Genomic DNA, 25293 nt, shown 5'->3' on the forward strand with positions numbered 1-25293 from the left:
CCTCTCCCACAGGGAGAGGGAGAAAACAAAAAAAACGGCAACCGAAGTTGCCGTTTTGCTTTTACCTTACAACTCAGTGAGCCGCTTCCGGCTTGTGCTTCGCCGCACTCTGGAAATCGTACGTCAGTTCGTTCTTCGCCTGGTCCAGCGCCACGGTCACCTGGCCGCCGTCCACCAGCGAGCCAAACAGCAGCTCGTTCGCCAGCGGTTTCTTCAGGTTGTCCTGAATCACGCGCGCCATCGGACGGGCACCCATCGCACGGTCATAGCCTTTCTCGGCCAGCCAGTTGCGGGCCTCCTGGCTCACTTCCAGCGACACGCCTTTCTGATCCAGCTGAACCTGCAGTTCGACGATAAACTTGTCCACTACCTGATGGATCACGTCGGTAGAGAGGTGATCGAACCAGATAATGTTGTCCAGACGGTTACGGAACTCCGGCGTGAAGATCTTCTTGATCTCCTCCATCGCATCGGTGCTGTTATCCTGGTGGATCAGGCCGATGGATTTACGCTCGGTTTCACGCACACCGGCGTTGGTGGTCATCACCAGCACCACGTTGCGGAAGTCCGCCTTGCGCCCGTTGTTGTCGGTCAGCGTCCCGTTGTCCATCACCTGCAGCAGGATATTGAACACGTCCGGGTGCGCTTTCTCGATTTCATCGAGCAGCAGGACCGCGTGCGGATGCTTGATCACCGCGTCGGTGAGCAGGCCGCCCTGGTCAAAGCCCACGTAGCCCGGAGGCGCACCAATCAAACGGCTGACGGTATGACGCTCCATATACTCGGACATATCAAAGCGCAGCAGCTCAATGCCCAGCGCTTTGGAGAGCTGAACCGTCACCTCGGTTTTCCCCACGCCGGTCGGGCCAGCGAACAGGAAGGAACCGACAGGCTTGTGGTCATGCCCCAACCCGGCGCGGGCCATCTTGATCGCCTCGGTTAAGGCCTCAATGGCTTTATCCTGACCAAAGACCAGCATTTTCAGGCGATTGCCGAGGGTCCGCAGCGTGTCGCGGTCGCTCTGAGAAACGCTCTTCTCAGGGATACGCGCGATACGGGCCACCACGGACTCGATATCCGCCACGTTAACGGTTTTCTTACGCTTGCTGGCCGGCATCAGACGCGCACGCGCCCCTGCCTCGTCAATCACGTCAATCGCCTTATCCGGCAGGTGACGGTCGTTGATGTATTTCACCGCCAGCTCCACCGCCGCACGGACCGCTTTCGCGGTGTAACGCACGTCGTGGTGCGCTTCGTACTTCGGCTTCAGGCCGTTGATGATCTGCACCGTTTCCTCGACGGACGGCTCGGTCACGTCGATTTTCTGGAAGCGGCGCGCCAGCGCACGGTCTTTCTCAAAGATGTTACTGAACTCCTGGTAGGTCGTGGAGCCAATCACGCGGATCTTGCCGCTGGAGAGCAGCGGTTTGATCAGGTTCGCGGCATCCACCTGGCCACCGGAGGCCGCTCCTGCGCCGATGATGGTGTGGATCTCATCGATAAACAGGATGCTGTTGGTGTCCTGCTCCAGCTGTTTTAACAGCGCCTTGAAGCGTTTTTCAAAATCGCCGCGGTATTTGGTGCCCGCCAGCAATGAGCCGATATCCAGCGAGTAGATGGTGCAGTCGGCAATCACTTCCGGCACGTCGCCCTGCACAATGCGCCAGGCAAGACCTTCGGCAATCGCGGTTTTACCCACGCCTGACTCACCCACCAGCAGCGGGTTGTTCTTGCGGCGACGGCACAGCACCTGGATCGCGCGCTCCAGCTCTTTATCGCGACCAATCAGCGGGTCGATACCGCCAACGCGAGCAAGCTGGTTGAGATTGGTGGTGAAGTTTTCCATACGATCCTCCCCGCCTGCTTGCTCTTCATTGTTATTGACCTGATTGCTGGAATCCGATGCCTGGTTAGGCTCGTCTTTGCGCGTTCCGTGAGAAATAAAGTTAACCACGTCGAGGCGGCTGACTTCGTGTTTGCGCAGCAGGTAGGCAGCCTGTGACTCCTGCTCGCTGAAGATGGCGACTAAGACGTTTGCGCCAGTCACTTCGCTACGTCCGGAAGACTGGACGTGGAATACCGCGCGCTGCAGCACGCGCTGGAAGCTGAGCGTCGGCTGCGTGTCGCGCTCTTCTTCACTGGCTGGCAGCACCGGTGTGGTTTGTTCGATGAAGGCTTCGAGTTCCTGACGTAGCGCCACCAGATCCACGGAGCAGGCTTCCAGCGCTTCGCGGGCAGATGGGTTGCTAAGCAGTGCGAGCAGTAAATGCTCGACGGTCATAAACTCATGTCGGTGCTCACGCGCTCTGGCGAAAGCCATGTTTAAACTGAGTTCCAGTTCTTGATTGAGCATAGGCACCTCCCCCAATTTTATGCCTTATCAGGCCTTTTCCAGCGTACACAGCAACGGATGCTCGTTCTCCCTCGCATAGTCGTTCACCATCGCCACTTTGGTTTCCGCCACTTCGGCTGTGAAGATGCCGCAGATAGCTTTGCCTCGATAATGAACGGTAAGCATCAGTTGCGTTGCACGTTCTACATCATAAGAAAAGAACTTTTGTAGCACGTCAATAACAAATTCCATCGGCGTGTAATCATCGTTCATTAACATAACTTTATACATAGATGGCGGTTTTAGCGCGTCGCGCACTTTATCTTCCGCCAGCTGGTCAAAATCCAGCCAATCGTTGGTCTTACCCATTATGCATAACCACTTTGAATCTACCTCAGATGTTAGATAACAATCATCTATTACTGTCATCCGCGATGTCTGTCACAAACTGTTGCAATAGCGTTAACTGCTTCAAACTTTGGTTGATTATTGTCCCATCTCCAGCGCCAAACGCTTGACGACTTCTTTCGTTTCTCTAAATTGTACAAGCGTGAGATGGCGAGGTTTTGAACAGCCCCCACTCCACCACCGGTTCATTCCATCTTAACTTATAAGATTTACGAAGGATGTCGAAGCATGGAAATGGGTACTGTTAAGTGGTTCAACAACGCCAAAGGGTTTGGCTTCATCTGCCCCGAAGGCGGCGGCGAGGATATCTTCGCTCACTATTCCACCATTCAGATGGATGGTTACAGAACGCTCAAAGCCGGGCAGTCCGTCCGGTTCGATGTACATCAGGGTCCAAAAGGCAATCATGCAAGCCTAATCGTACCCCTTGAAGCAGAGACGGTTGCATAGCTCTCTGTTTTATTGTGTACATCCCGCAGTCAAAATGCCAGCCCGATCGGCTGGCATTTTTATTTTCGGGTTATTCCCGAGCCAGCGCGTCCACCGGATCCAGCCGCGCCGCGTTGCGGGCGGGCAGCCAGCCAAACAAAATGCCGGTAAAGGTCGAACACAAAAATGCGGTAATAATGGCAACCGGCGAGAAGCCAATCTCCCAGCCGGGTAAAAAGAGCTGGAGCGCAAACGCGATCATCATCGAGAGCGCAATGCCCATCGCCCCGCCGACCAGACACACCAGTACCGCTTCAATCAAAAACTGCTGCAGCACGTCGCTGGCCCTGGCCCCGACCGCCATGCGGATGCCGATCTCCCGGGTGCGCTCGGTTACCGACACCAGCATGATGTTCATCACCCCGATGCCGCCGACGACCAGCGAGATCACCGCCACCAGCGTGAGGAACAGCTGAAGAGTACGTGTGGTCTTTTCCGCCGTTTTCAAGAGGCCGTCCATATTCCAGGTGAAGAAATCTTTCTTCCCGTGGCGCAGGGTTAGCAGCCGCTCAAGCTGCTGTTCGGCGAGCGCGCTGTCGTAGCCCTCCTTCACGCGCACGGTGATGGAGTTGAGCCAGGACTGCCCCATAATCCGCCCTGAGATGGTGGTATAGGGCAGCCAGACGCGCAGGATCTTGCTGCTGCCGAACATCGACTGCTTCTCTTCCGCCACGCCGATGACCGTGGCAGGCATGTTGCCGACCAGAATCACTTCGCCCACCACGCTGGCTTTATTGGGGAAAAGCTGCCTGCGCGAGTTCGCGTCGAGCACCACCACCTGCGCCCTGCCCGCCAGCTGCTCGGCGTTGAAGGTAGCGCCTTCGCTGAAGGTCATGCCGTAGACGTTGAAATAGTCTCCGCTCACGCCGTTAGCGCTGGCGGCCACGTCAACATTGCCCACGCGCAGACGCAGGTTCTGCGAAACCGCAGGCGTGGCGGAGTTCACCCACGGCTGCTTCTGAATCGCCGCCAGATCGTCGTATTTCAGCGCCTGCTGATACTGCGGCTCGTCGTCGCCAAAGTCTTTGCCGGGATAAACGTCAATGGTATTAGTGCCGATGGCGCGGATATCTGCCAGCACCAGCTGCTTGGCCGCGTCGCCCACCACCACGATCGACACCACCGAGGCGATACCGATAATGATGCCGAGCATCGTCAACAGGGTACGCATTTTGTTGGCCGCCATCGCCAGCCAGGCCATGGTCAGCGCTTCACGAAAGCCGCTGGAGAACTGTCCCCAGCCGGTTGATGCCGGCAGCACTTCTTTCGGCGCCGCGGCCCTGGACTCACGCGGCGGCGGATTGCTGACCAGCTCGCCGTCGTGGATCTCAATAATGCGTTCCGCCTGCGCCGCCACCTGCGGATCGTGGGTAACGATAATCACCGTGTGCCCCTGATCGCGAAGCTGATGGAGGATCGCCATCACCTCTTCGCCGGAATGGCTGTCGAGCGCGCCGGTCGGTTCATCCGCGAGGATAACCTGCCCGCCGTTCATCAGGGCGCGGGCAATACTCACGCGCTGCTGCTGGCCGCCGGACAGCTGCGAGGGCTGGTACTCCACCCGCTCCGCCAGCCCCAGACGCGTCAGCAGCATCTTCGCGCGCTCAAGGCGCTTTTTACGCTCGACGCCCGCATACACCGCGGGCACTTCCACGTTCTGGGCCGCATTCAGGTGAGAAAGCAGATGGTAACGCTGGAAGATAAAGCCGAAATGCTCCCGGCGCAGCTTCGCCAGCGCGTCGCCGTCCAGCGTGGAGACATCCGTCCCGGCCACCCGATAGGTCCCGCTGGTCGGTTTATCCAGGCAGCCGAGAATGTTCATCAGCGTCGATTTACCGGAACCCGATGCCCCGACAATGGCCACCATCTCGCCCGCCTCCACGCGCAGGGAGATGCCCTTCAGCACCTCCACCGGGCCGTCGCCGGACGGATAGCTACGACGAATGTTATTCAGCTCAAGCAGCGCCGTCATTTGGCGGCTCCGGGCAGGCTTTCGCTGACAACAACCTCCTCGCCCTCTTCCAGCCCTTTCACCACCACCACGTCGGTGTCGTTGCGCGCGCCGATCGCGACCTCGCGCTCGCGCGTTTCGCCGTTGCGCAGCACTTTCACTTTATAACGGCTCTCCCCGGCGGATTCGCCGAGCGCAGAGAGCGGAATGGTCAGCACGTTCTTCACGCCGGTCAGCTGGATATGCACCTGCGCGGTCATATCCAGACGCAGCACGCCCTGCGGGTTTGGCACCTCAAAGCGGGCATAGTAGAAGATAGCGTCGTTCACTTTTTCCGGCGTCGGCAGAATGTCTTTCAGCACGCCTTCGTAGCGCGTCTGCGGGTCGCCCAGCACCGTAAACCAGGCGTTCTGCCCCGGCTTAAGATGGATCACATCCGCCTCTGAGACCTGGGCTTTAACCAGCATGGTGCTCATGTCCGCCAGCGTCAGAATGTTTGGCGCCTGCTGCGCGGCAATTACCGTCTGGCCCTGCAGCGTGGTGATCTGGGTCACTTCGCCCGCCATCGGCGCGACGATTTTGGTGTAGTCGAGGTTGGTTTTCGCCGTATCCAGCGAGGCCTGATTGCGTTTGATCTGCGCGTCAATCGTGCCAATCTGCGCCTGTTTCACCGCCAGTTCAGTGGTGGCAGTATCGAGATCTTGTTTCGAAATAGCCTGGGTTTTGGCCAGCGCCTGCTGACGGGTCAGCGTTACCTGGGCCAGGTTACGTTCTGCCAGCGCCTGCGCACGCTGCGCGCGCAGCTCCATCAGCGTGGCTTCCACCTCGCGGATCTGGTTCTCAGCCTGCTCAGGATCGATAACGCCGAGCAGCTGGCCTTTTTTCACCTTGTCGCCAATCTCAACCGACAGCGTTTTCAGCTGGCCGCTGACCTGAGCGCCGACGTCAACCTTGCGCAGCGCGTCAAGCTTGCCCGTCGCGAGGACGTTTTGCTGCAGTTCGCCCGGGCGAACAATCAGCGTCTGATACTGTGGCACCGGCGCATTCAGCACCTGCCATAGCCAGTACCCACCGGCTAAAACCACGACCGCCAGCAGCAGAAACAGCGTTCTGCGTTTTCCCTTGAGGTTCATAAATATTCCAAATAAATGTTCTGGCAATGATAAGTGTTGATTCTAACTAAACGACTCTTCAACGAAAGCCCTGTTATCCGAAATCGTCCTAATTTGTTTACGAGATGTTGACATTTCTCCTGTTGAAATAGCGATATTCCAAAAGGATCAGGATCTACCATGTCTTCTATCGTCGATACATCACTTTCAAACCTGCCGCAGCCAAAATCCGGCTGGCAGCTCTTCAAAAACCTGGCTTTCGGTGAGATCGCACCCGGGCTGGCATGGGAAAAAACCGCCTACCGACGTAAGTTCATGCTGCGTTCACTGGCGACACCGCTCAGCACCGCGCGTCTGCTGTCCGAGCTTGCAAAAAATCCTCACCTGATGCAAATGCTCCAGGTTCAGCCGGGGCTGCCCTGCCGCCTTCATCGTCCGTGGTTGACGGTCAATATGGATCGACAGCGTGCGCTGGAATCGCTGTCCTGGCACTATCAGATCATGTGTCGTCAGCTGCCGGCGACGCTGGCTCATGGTTACCTTTCAGAGCAGGGCGTGACTCTGCTGACCTTAACCGGAAAAGATGAACAGCAATTTACCGTTCGCCTGTGTGCCGACGCGTTTATGGATAAAGAGGGAGAAGCTACCCTCGTTTTCTGTGACGGTCAAAATACGGCGCTGGCGGAGATGACCTTTACGCTATGCCCGTTTGAGGGAAAACAGACGCTGTTCATTGGCGGTTTGCAGGGCGCAAAAGCGCATGTTCCCCATGAGCTGATCCAGGGGGCGACGAAAGCCTGCCACGGTCTGTTCCCGAAACGCCTGCTGGTCGAGGCCGCAATGACGCTTGGCGCCGCGTTCCCGGTAGAGCAGATTGTCGCCGTCAGTAACGATACCCATATTTATCGCAGCTGGCGCTACCGCAAGAAAAAAGAGGGCAAACTGTTGGCCGATTACGACAGTTTCTGGCTCTCCATCGGCGGTGAAAAGCAGGATAACGGTAACTTTATGCTGCCGCTCGTCATGCCGCGTAAACCGATGGAAGAGATCGCCAGCAAAAAACGCTCCGAATATCGCCGCCGCTACGAGCTGCTGGATAGCCTGATTCAGCAGGTGAAACAGGCGACCCAACGCTAATCCGCTTTCCCGCGTGCCAGCCACAGCACGCGGGAGAACATCTTCCGCAGCAGGGTCGGTACCGCCTCCACGCCCCGCCTCCCCGCTTCCGTCGCCACTTCAATGGCTAAATCCGGTTTTGACGAACGATGAATGGCTTTGGCGATCACGCGCCGCATGTTCATCGGGACATCGACCGGCACCATGGCAATGCGGTGGAAGACGTCGTCGAACCCCTGACGATACATAAAGTGTTCCATGTCCATCGCAGGGAGCATGGTTAAATGGTCGCGCTCTTCCTCTCGCTCGTTATTCAGCAGGCTCCGCACGGTCGAGGCATATTTTTTACCCGCCTCATCACCGTCTACCAGCACGTGCCACTCGATCCCCATCCGGCGGGCAAATTTTATCAGCGGCTTTAATCCCGACTGGGCGAATTCAATCACCTTAATGCCTTCCGCATCAAAATGGTGGCCGCACTGGCGCGCCAGCTCGTTGATGACCCAGGTTTCCGTCTCCCCCTCCACCAGCAGCCAGCAGCGGGCAAAGAGCGACGACGCGCGGTTAAAGCGAATATGAAACGCGATGCGCCGTCCGTCTTCCGCGTTCAAACCGCCCGGCCCAAGGCGGAAAGCGGAGACGCGGGAGGATTCACGCACCAGGCGACAGACGTGTTCTACCGGCGTCAGCGATAATAGCTCCCCGGAATTGGTGGTCGTAATGCGCTGGAGCGGCAGCAGATTCAGCAGATGCCATGCAACTGAGAGCATGATGGGATGCAGGCGCGTTTCCGGGTCTTCCACCAGCAGCAGCGGCCGGGCGTCCCGATCAAGACGAACGGTGCCTTTGGCCTGCAGAAGCGTTGAAAACAGCCCCAGCAAAATCACCCGATGGGTACGACCGCCGGGCCGGTCGATCATCCGGTTAATGATGTCGAGGTATCGCCAGCTTCGCTGCTCATCATGAGAGCGGCGGCGCATCAGACGATGGCGCGACGCCGAGGTTCCCTGCTCGGAAAAATAGTGTTCCAGGAGTTGCACCATTGCGGACAACCCCTGACGGATTTGACCATCAGTCAGATTCTGCGGACGCGACACCAGCTCTCTTGCCAGAAAATCCAGCTCGCGGGCGGTGACCTCCACTTCCGGCATATTCGGTACGGTCCCGTTACGAATACGCCGCATAAAGCGCGCATCGCGCAGGCGTAACACCGGCGTCAGGCGGATCAGGTGACGGGCCAGATCGTCGATATTGTCCAGCGGGATCGGGTTGGCTTTCTCATCGAGAAAATCACGCAGGGTGAGTACCCCCTCGTTCTCCGCCATCTCCCCTTCCAGCCGATAGAAAATCCGGTGGAAACCGTCATCGCACGGCACCCAGCAGGGTGACAGCGGGCGGAAGCGACGCACGCGATGCCGTCCGGGCTCGGATTCGCGGAACGTCAGGATGATATGCAGGTGCTTCTCGCGCCCCGTCACGTCGCCGGGCGGGAACCAGAAATCGTCGCGGACGAAGTGATACAGATCGTCTTCGGGCGAAAGCAGTAGCGTCAATGCATCCAGCAGGCTGGACTTACCCCAGGCGTTCTCGCCGATCAGGACGTTGTTCTGCTCCAGCTGCAGCGACAGACGGTTAATACCGCGAAACCCGACAATTTCCACACGTTCGAGAAGCATAAATCCCCCGACAAATGATCACTTTTTCCTTCAAGTTATCAGCAGTATAGCGGGAGGCGTTCTGTCACGACAGCACAACATTCACCCTTGCGAGAATTGGTCTATGCTCTATTTACCGCTGATTTGAACAAGGATTGACATCGCATTGCCCAAAATCAAACCAACAGAATTTATTTAAGTGGCGAAGGGGTGTTGTTATTTTTTAGAATAGAGGCTCTTTGAGTCGTCATCCCTTTATGACGATATATCCCGCGCGCGGGAAAGCGTGCGGATAATTATTTGAGGTGGTTATGTTTAGAAAATTAGCGGCAGAATGCTTTGGTACATTCTGGCTGGTATTTGGTGGCTGCGGTAGCGCCGTTCTGGCAGCAGCATTCCCGGAATTAGGCATTGGTTTTGTCGGCGTCGCGCTGGCGTTTGGTTTAACCGTATTAACCATGGCGTTTGCCGTGGGACATATTTCCGGCGGTCATTTTAACCCGGCAGTGACATTAGGTTTATGGGCGGGCGGTCGTTTCCCGGCTAAAGACGTGATTGGCTACATTGTGGCGCAGGTAGTTGGCGGTATTATTGCAGCGGGCGTTCTGTACGTCATTGCCAGCGGTAAAGCCGGGTTCGACGCGGCGGCAAGCGGCTTTGCCTCTAACGGCTTCGGCGAGCATTCTCCGGGCGGCTACTCCATGCTGTCTGCCATCGTGATTGAAATTGTGCTGACCGCGGGCTTCCTGCTGGTGATCCACGGCGCAACGGACAAACACGCGCCAGCCGGTTTTGCCCCGATTGCCATTGGTCTGGCGCTGACGCTGATTCACCTGATTTCGATTCCGGTCACCAACACCTCCGTTAACCCGGCACGCAGCACCGCCGTCGCCATCTTCCAGGGCGGCTGGGCGCTTGAACAGCTGTGGCTGTTCTGGGTGATGCCAATTATCGGCGGTATCCTGGGCGGCGTGCTGTACCGCACCCTGCTGGAAAAACGCGATTAATCTTCCCCTCCCTCTCCCCGTGGGAGAGGGCCGGGGTGAGGGCAACAGGCCGCACACCCCACATAGACACAAGCCGGGTAAGCGTTAGCGCCACCCGGCTTTCTTTTGCCGCTTTACTGAACAGCCTTTATTGGGTAGTGTCTCTGGCGCTCAACAGATACTCAAAAGGACCGGCTGTTCATGTTTTCAGGACTCCTCATTATTCTGCTGCCCCTGATTGCGGGCTACCTTATCCCGCTGCATCAGGAATCCGCATTACGGCTTATCAACCGTTTTCTCAGCTGGATTGTTTACGTCATTCTTTTCTTTATGGGGATCAGCCTGGCCTTCCTGGATAACCTGTCGGCGAATTTACTCTCCATCCTCCATTATTCTGTCATCACCGTGGTGGTTATTTTGCTGTGCAATATTGCCGCGCTGCTGTGGCTGGAACGCACTATTCCATGGAAAAATCACCACCATCAGGAAAAACTCCCTTCACGAATTGCAATGGCGCTTGAATCATTAAAATTATGCGGCGTCGTGGTGCTCGGTTTTCTTCTTGGGCTGACCGGTTGGGCATTTTTACAGCACGCAACAGAGGCCAGCGAATATACGCTGATCTTCCTGCTGTTCCTGATTGGTATTCAGCTGCGAAATAATGGCATGACGCTGAAACAAATTGTCCTCAACCGTCGGGGAATGATGGTTGCGGTGATTGTTGTCGCCAGTTCAATGGTGGCGGGCGTCATTAATGCCCTTATTCTCGATCTGCCGCTGAAAACCGGCCTGGCGATGGCGTCAGGTTTTGGCTGGTACTCCCTCTCCGGTATTCTGCTGACCGAATCATTCGGCCCGGTGATCGGCAGCGCCGCCTTCTTTAACGATCTGGCACGCGAGCTGATTGCCATCATGCTGATCCCAAGCCTGGTTCGCCGCAGTCGTTCTACCGCGCTGGGCCTGTGCGGCGCGACGTCGATGGACTTTACCCTGCCGGTACTACAACGCTCCGGAGGGCTGGAGATGGTGCCCGCGGCTATCGTGCACGGCTTTATTTTAAGCCTGCTGGTTCCGGTCATGATGGCCTTCTTCTCTGCCTGATACTTCTTTGGCGGTAGGTTTCCTGCCGCCAAAATTGCGCTAAATCAATCTCCCTCTATTTTGTAGCAGAAAGCCCTTTTCTCCGTTCTGGCACAGGCATAACCTTAAACATGTATATCAAATATAACTTTAACAGGTGTGATTATGTTTTGTGTGCAATGTGAACAAACCATCCGAACCCCGGCAGGCAATGGCTGCTCTTACGCACAGGGTATGTGCGGCAAAACCGCAGAAACATCTGACCTGCAGGACCTGCTGATTGCCGCCCTGCAAGGCCTTTCCGCATGGGCGTTCAAAGCCCGCGAATACGGCATTGTCGACCACTACGTCGACAGCTTCGCCCCGCGCGCGTTTTTCTCCACGCTGACCAACGTTAACTTCGATTCCCCGCGCATTGTCGGCTATGCCCGCGAAGCGATTGCCCTGCGTGAAGCGCTGAAAGCACAGTGCCTGAAGGCAGACGCCAGCGCCCGCGTGGAAAACCCGATGTCAGAACTTCAGCTCGTCAGCGACGATCTGGGCGACCTCCAGCGTCAGGCGGCAGAATTCACCCCGAATAAAGATAAAGCGGCGATTGGCGAGAACATTCTCGGCCTGCGCCTGCTGTGCCTGTACGGCCTGAAAGGCGCTGCGGCCTATATGGAGCACGCGCACGTGCTCGGTCAGTACGACAACGAGATTTACGCCCAGTACCACAAAATCATGGCGTGGCTGGGCACCTGGCCTGCCGATATGAATGCCCTGCTTGAGTGCTCAATGGAAATCGGCCAGATGAACTTCCGCGTGATGAGCATTCTGGATGCCGGTGAAACCAGCACCTACGGCCACCCGACGCCGACTCAGGTCAACGTGAAAGCGACCGAAGGCAAGTGCATCCTGATTTCCGGTCACGACCTGAAAGATCTCTACAACCTGCTGAAGCAAACCGAAGGTACCGGCGTTAACGTCTATACCCACGGCGAAATGCTCCCGGCGCACGGCTACCCGGAGCTGCGTAAATTTAAGCATCTGATCGGCAACTACGGCAGCGGCTGGCAGAACCAGCAGGTGGAGTTCGCCCGCTTCCCTGGCCCTATCGTGATGACCTCTAACTGCATCATCGACCCTACCGTGGGCGCGTATGACGACCGCATCTGGACCCGCAGCATCGTCGGCTGGCCGGGCGTGAGCCATCTTGAAGGTGACGATTTCGGTCCGATTATCGCCCAGGCGCAGCAGATGGCGGGCTTCCCGTACAGCGAAATCCCGCACCTCATTACCGTCGGCTTTGGTCGTGAAACCCTGCTGGGTGCCGCTGATTCGCTGATCGATCTCGTCAGCCGTGAAAAGCTGCGCCACATCTTCCTCGTCGGCGGCTGCGACGGCGCGCGCGGCGAGCGTAACTACTTCACCGATTTCGCCACCAGCGTGCCGGAAGACTGCCTGATCCTGACCCTGGCGTGCGGCAAATACCGTTTCAACAAGCTGGACTTCGGCGACATCGAAGGTCTGCCGCGCCTGATCGATGCGGGCCAGTGTAACGATGCTTACTCGGCCATCATTCTGGCGGTCACGCTGGCGGAGAAACTGGGCTGCGGCGTGAACGACCTGCCGCTGTCTCTGGTGCTGTCCTGGTTTGAGCAGAAAGCGATCGTCATCCTGCTGACCCTGCTCTCATTGGGCGTGACCAACATCGTGACCGGCCCGACCGCGCCTGGCTTCCTGACGCCGGACCTGCTGGCGGTGCTGAACGAGAAATTCGGTCTGCGTTCCGTGACCAACGTTGAAGATGATATGAAGCAGCTGCTGAGCGCGTAAGGAGTTATTCATGACCATGCCAACCTCACAATGTCCGTGGCGGATGCAGGTTCATCACATCCATCAGGAGACGCCGGATGTGTGGACGCTGTCGCTGCTGTGCCATGACTACTATCCGTATCGTGCAGGTCAGTATGCGCTGGTCAGCGTTCGCAACTCGGCGGACACCCTGCGCGCCTACACGATCTCCTCAACGCCGGGGGTGAGCGAGTACATTACGCTCACCGTCCGCCGCATTGACGACGGCGCGGGCTCGCAGTGGCTGACGCGGGACGTGAAGCGCGGGGATTATATCTGGCTGTCTGACGCGCAGGGGGAATTCACCTGTGACGACAAGGCAGACGACAAATTCCTGCTGCTGGCGGCGGGCTGTGGCGTAACGCCGATCATGTCGATGCGCCGCTGGCTGGCGAAAAATCGCCCGCAGACCGACGTGCAGGTGATTTTCAGCGTACGCTCTCCGGAAGATGTGATTTTTGCCGGGGAATGGCGTGATTATCCGGTGACGCTGGTGGCGGAGCACAACGCAACCCACGGCTTTGTGCCCGGTCGCCTGAGCCGCGAGCTGCTACAAAGCGTGCCGGATATGGCGAACCGCACCGTGATGACCTGCGGCCCGGCGCCTTACATGGATATCGTCGAGAAAGAGGTGAAAGCGCTTGGCGTGACCCGCTTCTTCAAAGAGCAGTTCTTCACGCCGGTGGCGGAAGCGGCAACCAGCGGCGTTAAGTTCACCAGGCTGCAGCCTGCGCAGACCTTCTTTGGTCGCGTGGGTACCACGCTGCTGGAGGCGCTGGAAAGCAACAAGGTGCCGGTAGTGGCTGCCTGCCGCGCGGGCGTGTGCGGCTGCTGTAAGACGAAGGTCGTTTCCGGGGAGTATACCGTCACCAGCACCATGACGCTGTCCGACGCGGAAATTGCCGAGGGTTACGTGCTGGCGTGCTCATGTCATCCGCAGGGAGATCTCGTCCTCGCATAAGCGTTAAACGTTCGATCGTAGGCCCGGTAAGCGTCAGCGCCACCGGGCTTTTTGTCGGGTGGCACTACGTTTACCCGACCTACAACAACCCTACCGCCATGCGGGCGCTTTCCCTACCGCAAACCGCCCTGCGCCTAAAAACGCGACAGCCAGCGAGCCGATAAAGAAGTACACCAGGCTTTCAATCGCCCATGCGCCTACCTTGTCGAGGGCGAGCGTTTCCCCCACTCCCACCATCAGCCACGCCACGATCATCGTAAACGCCAGCACCAGCGCGGCCGGGCGCGTAAAGAGCCCAACAATAATCAGGATCGGTGCCACCACTTCGCCAACCAACACGCCGTAGGCGATAAACCCCGGCAACCCTTTCTCCACCAGCATGCCGCTGATAAAGCCCACGCCGCCGAAAAGCTTGTGCAAACCGTGAAAGAGCATCAGCCCGCCGACGGCAAGTCGTAACAAGAGTTTGCCAAGATCGTCGCACGATAGCTTTTCATTTACAGCAATTAACAATGATTTAACCATTTGAAGTTATTCCTGTTTTCACCGAGGTATTGCCAGATTATGCCGAATAATTGCGCGTGAAAAGCACCTTTTAATTAGGGGGAGATGACGGGCAATACGGAGACTTTCTTCTAAGCTTGTAAGCGATATCACAAAAAGGAGACGGACAACCATGAAACAAACCGTGGCTGCATATATTGCGAAAACGCTCGAACAGGCTGGCGTGAAACGTATCTGGGGCGTAACCGGCGATTCCCTGAACGGACTCAGCGACAGCCTCAACAAGATGAAGACCATCGAATGGATGCCCACCCGCCATGAAGAGGTTGCCGCCTTCGCCGCAGGCGCGGAAGCACAGCTCACGGGGGAACTGGCCGTGTGTGCGGGCTCGTGCGGTCCCGGCAACCTGCATCTGATCAACGGGCTGTTCGACTGCCACCGTAACCACGTGCCGGTGCTGGCCATTGCCGCCCATATCCCCTCTTCCGAAATCGGCAGCGGCTATTTTCAGGAGACGCATCCGCAGGAGCTGTTCCGTGAATGCAGCCACTATTGCGAGCTGGTTTCATCCCCGGAGCAGATCCCGCAGGTGCTGGCGATCGCCATGCGCAAGGCCGTGCTGAACCGCGGCGTTTCTGTGGTCGTTATCCCGGGCGATGTGGCCCTCAAGGCAGCGCCGGAAGGGGCTAGCACCCACTGGTATCATGCCCCACAGCCCGTGGTAACGCCTGCGGAAGAAGAGCTGAAAAAGCTGGCGCAGCTGCTGCGGTACTCCAGCAATATCGCCCTGATGTGCGGCAGCGGCTGCGCGGGCGCGCATAAGGAGCTGCTTGAATTTGCCGGTAAGCTGAAATCGCCGATTGTCCACGCCCTGCGCGGCAAAGAGCACGTCGAGTACGACAATCCTTACGACGTGGGGATGACCGGGCTGATCGGTTTTTCTTCCGGCTTCCACACCATGATGAACGCCGACACGCTGATCCTGCTCGGCACCCAGTTCCCGTATCGTCCGTTCTACCCGGCGGATGCCAAAATCATTCAGATTGATATCAACCCGGCCAGCATCGGCGCGCACAGCAAGGTCGATATGGCGCTGGTGGGCGACATCAAATCTACCCTTGCCGCCCTGCTGCCGTTGCTGGAAGAAAAAACGGACCGCAAGTTCCTTGATAAGGCGTTGAGCGACTATCGCGATGCCCGCAAGGGGCTGGACGACCTCGCCAAACCGAGCGACAAAGCCATTCACCCGCAGTATCTGGCGCAGCAGATCAGCCATTTCGCCGACGACGATGCCATCTTTACCTGCGACGTGGGCACGCCAACCGTCTGGGCCGCGCGCTATCTGAAGATGAACGGCAAACGCCGCCTGCTCGGCTCGTTCAACCACGGCTCGATGGCCAACGCCATGCCGCAGGCGCTGGGCGCAAAAGCGACAGCCCCGGAGCGTCAGGTGGTGGCGATGTGCGGCGACGGCGGGTTCAGCATGCTGATGGGGGATTTCCTGTCGGTGGTGCAGATGAAGCTCCCGCTGAAAATCGTGGTCTTTAACAACAGCGTGCTGGGCTTCGTGGCGATGGAGATGAAGGCCGGAGGCTACCTGACGGACGGCACCGAGCTGCACGACACCAACTTCGCGCGCATCGCCGAGGCCTGCGGCATCACCGGCATTCGCGTGGAGAAAGCCTCAGAGGTGGATGAAGCCCTGCAGCGCGCCTTCTCCATCGACGGTCCGGTGCTGGTGGATGTCGTCGTCGCCAAAGAGGAACTGGCGATCCCGCCGCAGATCAAGCTGGAACAGGCCAAAGGCTTTAGCCTGTATATGCTGCGCGCCATCATCAGCGGGCGCGGCGATGAGGTGATCGAACTGGCAAAAACCAACTGGCTCAGGTAAAACATCTGGCATCGCCTTTTTAATAATAAGGACATGCCATGATCGATTTACGCAGTGATACCGTAACCCGCCCGAGCCGCGCCATGCTCGAAGAGATGATGGCCGCTCCGGTCGGGGACGACGTCTACGGCGATGACCCGACGGTCAACGAACTGCAGCGCTACGCGGCTGAACTGAGCGGCAAGGAGGCCGCCCTGTTCCTGCCAACCGGTACGCAGGCTAACCTGGTGGCGCTGCTCAGCCACTGCGAGCGCGGGGAAGAGTATATCGTCGGCCAGGGCGCGCATAACTATCTGTATGAAGCAGGCGGTGCCGCCGTGCTCGGCAGCATTCAGCCGCAGCCGATTGACGCCGCGCCGGACGGCTCCCTGCCGCTCGATAAGGTCGCGGCGAAAATCAAAGCCGACGATATCCACTTCGCCCGCACCAGGCTGCTCAGCCTCGAAAACACCCACAACGGCAAAGTGCTGCCGCGCGAGTACCTGAAAGCAGCGTGGGAATTCACCCGCGAGCGCGAGCTCGGCCTGCACGTGGACGGCGCGCGTATCTTCAACGCCGTGGTGGAGTACGGCTGCGAGCTGAAAGAAATTGCGCAATACTGCGACTCGTTCACCATTTGCCTCTCTAAAGGGCTGGGCACGCCGGTGGGCTCTCTGCTGGTCGGTAACGCAGACTACATCAAGCGCGCCAACCGCTGGCGCAAAATGACCGGCGGCGGCATGCGTCAGGCGGGTATTCTGGCGGCTGCCGGGCTGTTTGCCCTGAAAAACAACGTGGCGCGCCTGAAGGACGACCACGACAACGCCGCGTGGATGGCTACGCAGCTGCGCGAGATTGGCGCCGACGTGATGCGTCACGACACCAACATGCTGTTTGTTCGCGTAGGCGATGACCGCGCCGCCGCGCTGGGTGAATTTATGAAATCACGTGGCGTGCTGATCAACGCCTCACCTGTCGTCCGACTGGTCATGCATCTTGACGTGAGCCGCGAACAGCTGGCGGACGTGGTGAAACACTGGCAGGCGTTTTTACAGCGATAAGGAGCATCACGTGCCGCAACGCATTCTGGTGCTCGGCGCCAGCGGGTATATCGGTCAGCATCTTACCGCGGCGTTAAGCCAGCAGGGACACCGGGTGCTGGCAGCGGCACGCAACACCGAACGGCTGCAAAAACTCAGTTTGCCCGGCGTCACCTGCCACAGCGTTGACCTCAACTGGCCGAAGGAGCTTCCCGCGCTGCTCGAAGGAGTCGACACGCTTTACTACCTGGTGCACAGCATGGGCGAAGGCGGGGATTTTATCGCCCACGAGCGACAGGTGGCGATGAACGTCCGCGATGCCCTGCTGCAAACGCCGGTGAAGCAGGTGATTTTTTTAAGCTCGCTCCAGGCGCCCGAACACGAGCAGTCCGATCACCTGCGCGCCCGCCAGCTGACGGCTGACACCCTGCGCGGCGCGGCTATCCCTGTTACCGAACTGCGCGCCGGCATCATCGTCGGCGCAGGCTCCGCCGCCTTCGAAGTGATGCGCGATATGGTCTACAACCTGCCGGTACTCACGCCGCCGCGCTGGGTTCGTTCGCGCACCACGCCGATTGCGCTGGAGAATTTACTGCATTATCTGGTGGCGCTGCTGGATCATCCGGCCGAGCAACACCGCGTGCTGGAAGCTGCGGGCCCTGAAGTCCTGAGCTATCAGGAGCAGTTCGAACATTTCATGCGCGTCAGCGGCCGCCGCCGCTGGCTGATCCCCATCCCCTTTCCAACCCGCTGGATTTCGGTGTGGTTTTTGAATGTGATCACCTCGGTGCCGCCGACGACCGCCAAAGCGCTGATCCAGGGGCTGAAGCACGATTTGCTGGCGGACGATCGCGCGCTGCGGGCACTCATTCCCCAGGACCTGATCCGCTTTGATGATGCCGTGCGCAATACGCTGAAAGAGGAAGAGCAGCTGGTGAACTCCAGCGACTGGGGCTACGACGCCCAGGCGTTTGCCCGCTGGCGGCCGGAGTACGGCTATTACCCAAAACAGGCGGGCTGCACGGTGAGGACTTCCGCCAGCCTCGCAGATCTGTGGGAGGTCGTGAACCAGATTGGCGGCAAAGACGGTTATTTCTTCGGCAATATCCTCTGGCAAACGCGCGGGGCAATGGATCTACTGGTAGGGCACAGGCTGGCAAAAGGCCGCCCGGCACGCCCGTATCTTGAGGTGGGCGATGCGGTCGACAGCTGGAAGGTGATCATCGTCGAGCCGGAAAAACAGCTGGCGCTGCTGTTCGGCATGAAAGCGCCGGGGCTGGGGCGACTCTGCTTTACCCTCAAAGACAAAGGCGATCATCGTGAACTGGACGTCCGCGCCTGGTGGCATCCGCACGGAATGCCGGGTCTTTTCTACTGGCTGCTGATGATCCCCGCCCACCTGTTTATCTTCCGGGGGATGGCGAAACGCATTACGCAACGGGCAGAACAAAAGATGAAAATTAGTTAATAAAACCCTTTTTCTTTCACCTTTCCCATTGCATAGCGTCGTAATTCACGAAAGAATGCGCACGAAATTCTTTTCAACACAGTGGATAGATATGAAGGTACTGGTTACCGGGGCGACCAGCGGCTTAGGCCGAAATGCGGTCGAATTTCTGCGCAAAAAAGGCATCAGCGTCAGGGCTACCGGTCGCAACGAAGCGATGGGTAAGCTGCTGCAAAAAATGGGCGCAGAGTTCGTCCATGCTGACCTGACGGAGCTGGTCTCCTCTCAGGCAAAAGTGATGCTCGCCGGTATCGACACGCTGTGGCACTGCTCCAGTTTCACCTCCCCGTGGGGTACCCAGGAAGCCTTCGATCTCGCCAACGTGCGGGCAACCCGCCGTCTGGGCGAATGGGCCGTCGCCTGGGGCGTGCGTAACTTTATTCATATCTCGTCACCGTCACTCTATTTCGACTATCACCACCATCGTGACGTGCAGGAAGATTTCCGCCCGGCTCGTTTTGCCTGTGAATTTGCCCGCAGCAAGGCGGCCAGCGAAGAGGTGATTGACCTGCTGGCACAGTCGAACCCGCATACCCGCTTTACCGTGCTGCGCCCCCAGAGCCTGTTCGGGCCGCACGACAAAGTCTTTATTCCGCGTCTGGCGCAGATGATGCACCACTACGGCAGCGTGCTGCTGCCGCGCGGCGGTGATGCGCTGGTGGATATGACCTATTACGAAAACGCCGTCCACGCCATGTGGCTGGCAAGTCAGACGGACTGCGATAAGCTCATTTCCGGTCGCGCCTACAACATCACTAACGGCGAACCGTGCACGCTGCGCAGCATTGTGCAGCGGCTGATCGACGAGCTGCAGATCGACTGTCGTATCCGTTCCGTGCCCTACCCGATGCTGGATATGATTGCCCGCAGCATGGAGCGTTTTGGCAGTAAATCGGCCAAAGAGCCAGCGCTGACGCACTACGGCGTATCGAAGCTTAACTTTGATTTCACGCTGGATATTTCGCGGGCGGAGAACGAGCTGGGGTATAAACCGGTTGTGACGCTGGATGAAGGGATTGTGCGCACGGCGGCGTGGTTACGGGATCACGGGAAGTTGCACCGGTAAGCGTCCAGCCTCATGTAGGCCGGGTAAGCGCAGCGCCACCCGGCAAAAGACAGAGTGTACGGCCTGATGCCCTCACCCCGGCCCTCTCCCACCGGGAGAGGGTGCAAACACTAAAACGGCAACCTTTCGGTTGCCGTTTGCTGTTTATAATGCCGTCCAGGCGTCAGCCCATGCCAGGCCTGCACCCGGTTCATAGTATGCCGGGGCGCTGTTACACCAGCCGCTGTACGGGAACGGTTTGCACTGGAACAGTTTACCGTGGTTATTCACGATATCACCTGCGTTGTACTTGCTGTTCGCGCTCCACGCCGCGTAAGACGCGTCGTCTTGAGATGGCGTAGCCGCTTTCGCCTTCACGTTCAGCAGGTAAGAGGTGGTGCTGCTCAGTTCACCATCGCTAACGGTCAGACTCACTTCAATCTGCTGAGCCGTCGCCGCTTCTGGCGCCTTGAAGGTTACAACCGCTTTATCCTGACCGGTGACGGTCTGACCATCCTGTGAACGCCAGGTGTAGGTCAGCTTGTTGCCATCTGCGTCCGTAGACCCTTCCGCGCTCAGAGAAACCTGCGCACCGGCGTCAACCGCACCGATTGGACCCGCGATATGCGCAACCGGTGCGTGGTTCACCGCCGCTGGCTCAGCCGGGGTTTCATCCGGTGTTGGCGCTGGTGCCGGAGTCTGATCTTCCGATGGCGTCGGCGCTGGCGTTACCGGCGTTTCGTCCGGGGTGGTGGCAGAGCCGTCGTCGTTTACGATGTTAACTTTGAAGAACTTCTGCACGCACTTGCTATAGTCACCGTCTTTAAAGGCGCTGAACGGCGTCTGGTAGCCCACCAGCTGGCAAGAGTAGGTTTCGCCGCTTGGCGTATCCGCGCTCCATCCCCAGTCCTGCTCCCAGTAAATCTTCAGCGCGCCTGCTCCGCCTTCGTCGAACTGCTTCATGTTGGCGCAGCCCAGCACTTCATTCGCCGGAACAGGCACTTTCAGGTAGTTCGCAAACTCTTTGTAGTACTTGATACGGTTCTGCGACTGGGCAATTTCAGTCGGACCGCCGCACTCTACGCCGCCGTTGATGATCTGGGTGGTCACGCCAAAACCCGGTACCAGACCGTTGGCCTTATCATGATCGTTTGGCTGCCACGTGCCGTCGATAACCTGCAGCATGCTTGGTTTTGGCGGCTGCGGGTAGGCGAAGAAGAAGATCGCGCTCGCCAGGTTCAGCCAGGTGTCCGCCACCAGCTCAGGTTTGTCGAGCAGAGTACGCACGTCGCCGTACATCGCTTCAGAGAACGGACCGTAGTTGTAGTTGTAGGACAACTGCTTCGCACCGCGACCGAAGTAGCTCAGGAAGTCACCGTCTTTATCTTTACCGCACGGCCAGGTCTGCCCCTGCCAGACGTCCGGGTTACATTCGCCGTTATAGCCGCCCTTCTGACCTTCGGTCCAGCCCATTTCACGCACGTGAACCAGCGCCTGACGCCATTCGGCTTCCGGACGCCAGCTTTCGTGGCCGCCGGTTTCCTGGGCAAAGTGGGCAAACATGGTTGCCAGCTCTTTACGGCAGATGGCGTCGCTGTCGCGACCGTCGTTGTAGGTCTTACAAAGCGCCGGGAATTTACCCACCGCTTTCAGGAAGTTGCTGTAGGTGTAGGCCTGCGCGCGCATCGGGAACAGGTATTCCCAGTCGCTGGCCTTCACGATCCCTTCTACGCGCTTCACGTTGTCCGGGTTCGCCGCACGGCCTGGCTCAATCATTTCAACCTGAGCATTGTCCAGCGTCTGGATGGTCTCTTTTACGGAGGCCATCAGCGGGAAGCTGGTCAGCTCCTTTTCCTTCTTCGCCAGATCGCTGGCTTTCATGGTGTACGGCTCACTGGTGGTCGCTTGCAGCGACGCAGCCTGTGCCATAAAGGGGGCTACGCACGCGCCGGCAACCAGTACACTCAGTAACGTCCTTTTGTTCATTTCAGTATTCCTGTTAATTGAAGTTAAATTTAAAATCCCGGCTTATGTATTAATCCGTTAATAAATAAACCACAGACAGCGGTTTTCACTTTTCGAAGAACACCCTTGGGGAATTCTTCAAAAATAAAAAACCTTAATAACGTGCCTCTAATTTCAACTGCTGATATTTTTTCCAGACCTTGTGCGCATACACCATTCGCTGCGGATAATTCTCTTTTTTTAATCCGGCGTTATAGGCGCCTACTGCCTCCCAGTTATAGCCATAGACTTTAATCATTCCGGACAGGATGGACGCACCGACCATAATGGAGGTACAGGGCTCGGTCATCAGCCGGTACTCATCAATCCCCCTGCTCTCCAGCTCCGTAAAATGAGAGCTGTTTATCTGCATCAGCCCGACATCGCGCGTGCCGTCGTGGTTTTGCCCAACCGCATACGGGTTCATCCCGGATTCAACGTTAGCAATGGCATACAGTAAATAGGGATCGACATGATAATAATGCGCCGCTTTATCCCAACAGTTGGCCAGCGCGCTTTGGCTTATTATCAATAACAACAACATTAATTTTTTCATTTTTACCTGCTGACAGTTTCGGTTATTTCTCCTTGCCCACATCCTGTAAAATGAATTTTTGAAACGCTCACCACCCTCGCAAGAGAGCGGTGAGCGTTTATCGGGTTAGATTATTTGCAGTCTGTTGCTGCGCCTTCTTTCACCCATACGTCGCTGTTAGCCGGGTTATCACCGCGGGTCCACCATTTGGCACGGTAAACGTTGCCCTGGTAAGTGGTGGTTTCGCCGCCGTTGTAAACCAGGTCAGAGCGCCAGTTCATCTTCACGTTGCTCACCATTTCCCATGCTTCGGCACCGAAGCCAGGCTGGTTACCCTGCGTCCAGTACTTCGCTTTCCACACCAGATGGTCGAAGCTTACGGTATCGCCACTGTTGTAGACTTTGCTGGAATCCCACGCAGCGTATTTGCTGGCGTTAGCATCGACAGGCGCGTCGCAGCTGCCGGTTGCCGTGCCTTCGTCAGATGGCGGCGTAACCTCGTCAGACGGAGGAGTCACTTCATCAGATGGTGGGGTCACCTCATCAGCAGGCGGTGTTACGTCTGCTGGTTTCGGATTAACCGTCACCTGCACGTTTGACTGCACGCTGGTTTTGCCGTCGGTCACGACAACGCTCAGGGTGTAGGATGAGGCGTTGTTGACCTCTGGTGCAGTGATGCGAACGTTAGCGGTATCGGTACCCGTTGCGTTCATATCCGCCGGTACGCTCCAGCTATAGGTCAGCGCGTCGCCGTCTGGATCGGTTGCCTGTGCATGCAGGGAAATCGCTTCACCGGATTCAACGGTGACGGCTTCCATGGCATTGATCACCGGAGCCTGGTTCGCTTTCGGCGCTTTGTTCACAACCTGAACATCAATCGCGTTGCTCAGACCCTTCGCGTCAGTCACGGTCAGACGGAAGACCAGATTCTGGTCGCTGGTGACGGCCGGTACGCTGAAGCTGGCTTTCGCCTTGGTGCTGTTTGCCAGCGTCACGGTTGCGCCGGATACCTGCGTCCATTTGTAGGTCAGCGCGTCGCCGTCCTGGTCGCTGGAGGCAGAGCCGTCCAGGGTGACGGTTGCCGGGCCGGTTACCGTCATATCGGTAGCAGAAGCCACTGGCGCATGGTTGGTCACAACAGGCTCAACAGGCGTTGAACTGCCGCCCAGCAGGCTTTCGTTCATCGCGTTCAGGATATCGCCGTTGTCGGATTCGATAGACCATGCGAACAGACCACCGAGGTTTTTGTTCTGTACGTATTTGCCTTTCGCCATCACGGAACGGGCGTTGTCGTAGGTCACCAGTTCGCCGGTAGACTTGTTAAACACGTACGGCGCTTCTGCCGCTTCATCGTATTTGTATTCCCAGCCTGGTTTGCCCAGCATCTGGTTCACAATCTGACGATAGTCGACAATGCCGTTTTCCCATGTGCCTTTGATTGGGCCCGTTGCCGTACCGGTAAACGGATTATCGCCGGTATAGCCGTGAACGCCCTGCTCCAGCATCGCTTTCACGGCGTTATCGGTGGTGTAGTTGGTATCCGGTTTCCAGGACGCACCGTACAGCGCGGTCTGGTGGCCGAGATCGGTATTGCTCCACGCGCCGTAGAAGTCATAGCTCATCAGGAAGATATGGTCGATGTACTGCTGCGCGGTGTTGTAATCCACGTCTTCGATCTTATCTTTGCCCGCACCGATTGCGGTGGTCAGCTCGTAGGTACGGCCCGTTTCGGCAGAGAGTTCGTTCAGCATCTGACGCAGGTCGTGCATCAGCGCGGTGTAGGTCGCTTTATCGGTCTGAGGGTTACCCAGTTTGGCGTTCTCACCGCCGCCGCCCGGGAATTCCCAGTCGATATCCACGCCGTCGAACACCTTCCAGGTCGTCAGGAAGTCTTTCACGGAGGCCACGAAGCGATCGCGCAGCACTTTGTTATCCATCTGATAGAACGGATCGGACAGCGTCCAGCCGCCTACGGATGGCAGAATTTTCAGGTCAGGATGGGCTTTTTTCATCGCCATCAGCTGGCCGTAGTTGCCTTTGTACGGGTCGTCCCAGCCGGTCACGCCCTGCTGCGGTTTCTGCAGCGCAGCCCACGGGTCGTGGATCGCCACGGTGTAGTCCGGACGGCCCTCGCAGGCGCGCTTCAGGGATTCCAGCGCGCCGGAAGATTTAGCGCTGTCGTTAATGCCGTCGCCGCCGCAGATTGGAATGAAGCCGTACAGCAGGTGGTTAATGTTCGCCACCGGGATTTTGTCCGCCGAGAAGTTACGGTCATACACGCCCCACTCAGGGAAATAAGCACCGACCACTTTGTCGGTGTGCTGCGCAAAGGCTTTGTTGTTTTCCAGCAGCGGGGTATTCAGCGGCAGCAGGTGGCTACCGTCGGTATCCGCAACGATGATCAGCTTGCTGGCGCTTTTGGTGCAGCCGCTGTCGTTACAAAGTTCAACCTGCTCCTGATAACGGCCCCCTTTTTTCACTTTAAAGGTCGCAGAGCCTGCGGCGCTGCCCGCGCCGGTCCAGACGGTCTGGCCGTCCAGCAGCACTTTTGCAGACGTTGGTGCGTCGCCGCTCCAGACGTTCCACTCAACCTTCACATCCACGCCATCTTTGTGCACTTTGATGAGGTTGTTATAGTCTTGTGCCGCCTGGTCTACTTCTACCAGCGCAAATTTATCATTGCCTGACGTAATAGAAGGCGTACCCGGTGCCGCTGCAAATACTGAGCTTGTTGCAGCTGCAACAAAAAGCGCCAGATATTTAGGCTTCATAAATTTCATTTTTATTTCCTGATAAATTTATTCGTAACGTTAATAATCCATGCCTTCCGTGAGAACATGGATGCGTATTTAACCAACCTGA

Annotated in this window: 19 protein-coding genes; 10 read left to right on the plus strand and 9 right to left on the minus strand. The window is 57.6% G+C overall.

All coding sequences use genetic code 11. The features are described from left to right. Positions 1-73: 73 nt before the first annotated feature. Positions 74-2353: an ATP-dependent Clp protease ATP-binding subunit ClpA gene (gene clpA / locus KIF87_RS07695; RefSeq protein ID WP_023335109.1), complete on the minus strand. Its 2280-nt coding sequence runs from the start codon at positions 2351-2353 to the stop codon at positions 74-76. A gap of 27 nt (positions 2354-2380) precedes the next feature. Continuing rightward, a complete protein-coding gene (gene clpS / locus KIF87_RS07700) occupies positions 2381-2701 on the minus strand; it encodes an ATP-dependent Clp protease adapter ClpS (RefSeq protein WP_006174393.1) in 321 nt (106 codons plus the stop codon). 267 nt (positions 2702-2968) lie between these two features. Between clpS and cspD the strand changes: the two genes are divergently transcribed. Continuing rightward, the gene (cspD, locus tag KIF87_RS07705; RefSeq protein ID WP_063144440.1) at positions 2969-3190 is read left to right on the plus strand and encodes a cold shock-like protein CspD; all 222 of its coding nucleotides are present in this window, start codon (positions 2969-2971) and stop codon (positions 3188-3190) included. Between the two features lie 70 nt (positions 3191-3260). Here the strand turns inward: cspD and macB are convergent, their stop codons facing one another. Together macB and macA are read right to left on the minus strand one after the other, a co-directional pair. Further along, entirely contained in the window at positions 3261-5201 is a 1941-nt protein-coding gene (gene macB, locus KIF87_RS07710) for a macrolide ABC transporter ATP-binding protein/permease MacB (protein WP_063144441.1), read from the minus strand. Beyond that, positions 5198-6313, minus strand: a complete 1116-nt coding sequence (gene macA, locus KIF87_RS07715) for a macrolide transporter subunit MacA (protein WP_213328387.1) — start codon at positions 6311-6313, stop codon at positions 5198-5200. The genes macB and macA overlap by 4 nt, the downstream gene beginning before the upstream one ends. A 159-nt stretch (positions 6314-6472) precedes the next feature. Between macA and KIF87_RS07720 the strand changes: the two genes are divergently transcribed. After that, the gene (locus tag KIF87_RS07720) at positions 6473-7429 is read left to right on the plus strand and encodes a VirK/YbjX family protein (protein ID WP_213328388.1); all 957 of its coding nucleotides are present in this window, start codon (positions 6473-6475) and stop codon (positions 7427-7429) included. Here the strand turns inward: KIF87_RS07720 and KIF87_RS07725 are convergent. Next, positions 7426-9084: an ATP-dependent endonuclease gene (locus KIF87_RS07725; protein ID WP_121425730.1), complete on the minus strand. Its 1659-nt coding sequence runs from the start codon at positions 9082-9084 to the stop codon at positions 7426-7428. The two genes, KIF87_RS07720 and KIF87_RS07725, sit on opposite strands and share 4 nt — an antisense overlap. A 290-nt stretch (positions 9085-9374) precedes the next feature. On the opposite strand from KIF87_RS07725, the gene aqpZ reads away from it, so the two are divergent. From aqpZ to hcr, 4 genes are all read left to right on the plus strand, one after another. After that, positions 9375-10070, plus strand: a complete 696-nt coding sequence (aqpZ, locus tag KIF87_RS07730) for an aquaporin Z (protein WP_014883193.1) — start codon at positions 9375-9377, stop codon at positions 10068-10070. A 180-nt stretch (positions 10071-10250) separates the two neighbouring features. Next, positions 10251-11150, plus strand: coding sequence for a LysO family transporter (locus KIF87_RS07735; RefSeq protein ID WP_213328389.1), 900 nt, complete (start codon positions 10251-10253; stop codon positions 11148-11150). 144 nt (positions 11151-11294) lie between these two features. After that, entirely contained in the window at positions 11295-12947 is a 1653-nt protein-coding gene (hcp, locus tag KIF87_RS07740; RefSeq protein WP_213328390.1) for a hydroxylamine reductase, read from the plus strand. Between the two features lie 10 nt (positions 12948-12957). Then, positions 12958-13926 (plus strand): NADH oxidoreductase, encoded by a 969-nt coding sequence (gene hcr, locus KIF87_RS07745; RefSeq protein ID WP_213328391.1) that lies wholly within the window; start codon positions 12958-12960, stop codon positions 13924-13926. 90 nt (positions 13927-14016) lie between these two features. Here the strand turns inward: hcr and KIF87_RS07750 are convergent, their stop codons facing one another. Next, entirely contained in the window at positions 14017-14451 is a 435-nt protein-coding gene (locus KIF87_RS07750; RefSeq protein WP_063144446.1) for a DoxX family protein, read from the minus strand. Positions 14452-14602: 151 nt separating this feature from the next. On the opposite strand from KIF87_RS07750, the gene poxB reads away from it, so the two are divergent. The 4 genes from poxB (at position 14603) to KIF87_RS07770 (ending at position 19913) form a co-directional block, all read left to right on the plus strand. Beyond that, a complete protein-coding gene (poxB, locus tag KIF87_RS07755; RefSeq protein WP_047346936.1) occupies positions 14603-16321 on the plus strand; it encodes a ubiquinone-dependent pyruvate dehydrogenase in 1719 nt (572 codons plus the stop codon). Positions 16322-16359: 38 nt separating this feature from the next. Further along, entirely contained in the window at positions 16360-17361 is a 1002-nt protein-coding gene (gene ltaE, locus KIF87_RS07760; protein WP_213328392.1) for a low-specificity L-threonine aldolase, read from the plus strand. A gap of 10 nt (positions 17362-17371) precedes the next feature. Continuing rightward, positions 17372-18808: an SDR family oxidoreductase gene (locus tag KIF87_RS07765; protein WP_213328393.1), complete on the plus strand. Its 1437-nt coding sequence runs from the start codon at positions 17372-17374 to the stop codon at positions 18806-18808. Positions 18809-18899: 91 nt separating this feature from the next. Beyond that, the gene (locus KIF87_RS07770; RefSeq protein WP_213328394.1) at positions 18900-19913 is read left to right on the plus strand and encodes a 3-beta-hydroxysteroid dehydrogenase; all 1014 of its coding nucleotides are present in this window, start codon (positions 18900-18902) and stop codon (positions 19911-19913) included. A gap of 144 nt (positions 19914-20057) precedes the next feature. Here the strand turns inward: KIF87_RS07770 and KIF87_RS07775 are convergent, their stop codons facing one another. The 3 genes from KIF87_RS07775 to KIF87_RS07785 all read right to left on the minus strand — a co-directional run bounded on the left by KIF87_RS07775 (position 20058) and on the right by KIF87_RS07785 (position 25211). After that, positions 20058-21878, minus strand: a complete 1821-nt coding sequence (locus tag KIF87_RS07775) for a chitinase (protein ID WP_213328395.1) — start codon at positions 21876-21878, stop codon at positions 20058-20060. A gap of 133 nt (positions 21879-22011) precedes the next feature. Then, positions 22012-22452, minus strand: coding sequence for a type III secretion system invasion protein IagB (gene iagB / locus KIF87_RS07780; protein WP_193940135.1), 441 nt, complete (start codon positions 22450-22452; stop codon positions 22012-22014). A 110-nt stretch (positions 22453-22562) separates the two neighbouring features. Next, positions 22563-25211 (minus strand): glycosyl hydrolase family 18 protein, encoded by a 2649-nt coding sequence (locus KIF87_RS07785; protein ID WP_213328396.1) that lies wholly within the window; start codon positions 25209-25211, stop codon positions 22563-22565. Between the last annotated feature and the right edge of the window lie 82 nt (positions 25212-25293).

Origin of the sequence: Enterobacter sp. 120016 (assembly GCF_018383635.1) — a bacterium.
GTDB classification, from domain to species: Bacteria; Pseudomonadota; Gammaproteobacteria; order Enterobacterales; family Enterobacteriaceae; genus Enterobacter; species Enterobacter asburiae_D.

Coding starts and splice junctions, on each gene's coding strand:
- poxB (WP_047346936.1), top strand. CDS start 14,603: ATGAAACAAACCGTGGCTGCATATATTGCGAAAACGCTCGAACAGGCT.
- clpA (WP_023335109.1), bottom strand. CDS start 2,353: ATGCTCAATCAAGAACTGGAACTCAGTTTAAACATGGCTTTCGCCAGA.
- KIF87_RS07775 (WP_213328395.1), bottom strand. CDS start 21,878: ATGAACAAAAGGACGTTACTGAGTGTACTGGTTGCCGGCGCGTGCGTA.
- ltaE (WP_213328392.1), top strand. CDS start 16,360: ATGATCGATTTACGCAGTGATACCGTAACCCGCCCGAGCCGCGCCATG.
- clpS (WP_006174393.1), bottom strand. CDS start 2,701: ATGGGTAAGACCAACGATTGGCTGGATTTTGACCAGCTGGCGGAAGAT.
- iagB (WP_193940135.1), bottom strand. CDS start 22,452: ATGAAAAAATTAATGTTGTTGTTATTGATAATAAGCCAAAGCGCGCTG.
- cspD (WP_063144440.1), top strand. CDS start 2,969: ATGGAAATGGGTACTGTTAAGTGGTTCAACAACGCCAAAGGGTTTGGC.
- KIF87_RS07770 (WP_213328394.1), top strand. CDS start 18,900: ATGAAGGTACTGGTTACCGGGGCGACCAGCGGCTTAGGCCGAAATGCG.
- KIF87_RS07785 (WP_213328396.1), bottom strand. CDS start 25,211: ATGAAATTTATGAAGCCTAAATATCTGGCGCTTTTTGTTGCAGCTGCA.
- hcp (WP_213328390.1), top strand. CDS start 11,295: ATGTTTTGTGTGCAATGTGAACAAACCATCCGAACCCCGGCAGGCAAT.
- hcr (WP_213328391.1), top strand. CDS start 12,958: ATGACCATGCCAACCTCACAATGTCCGTGGCGGATGCAGGTTCATCAC.
- macB (WP_063144441.1), bottom strand. CDS start 5,201: ATGACGGCGCTGCTTGAGCTGAATAACATTCGTCGTAGCTATCCGTCC.
- macA (WP_213328387.1), bottom strand. CDS start 6,313: ATGAACCTCAAGGGAAAACGCAGAACGCTGTTTCTGCTGCTGGCGGTC.
- aqpZ (WP_014883193.1), top strand. CDS start 9,375: ATGTTTAGAAAATTAGCGGCAGAATGCTTTGGTACATTCTGGCTGGTA.
- KIF87_RS07750 (WP_063144446.1), bottom strand. CDS start 14,451: ATGGTTAAATCATTGTTAATTGCTGTAAATGAAAAGCTATCGTGCGAC.
- KIF87_RS07735 (WP_213328389.1), top strand. CDS start 10,251: ATGTTTTCAGGACTCCTCATTATTCTGCTGCCCCTGATTGCGGGCTAC.
- KIF87_RS07725 (WP_121425730.1), bottom strand. CDS start 9,084: ATGCTTCTCGAACGTGTGGAAATTGTCGGGTTTCGCGGTATTAACCGT.
- KIF87_RS07720 (WP_213328388.1), top strand. CDS start 6,473: ATGTCTTCTATCGTCGATACATCACTTTCAAACCTGCCGCAGCCAAAA.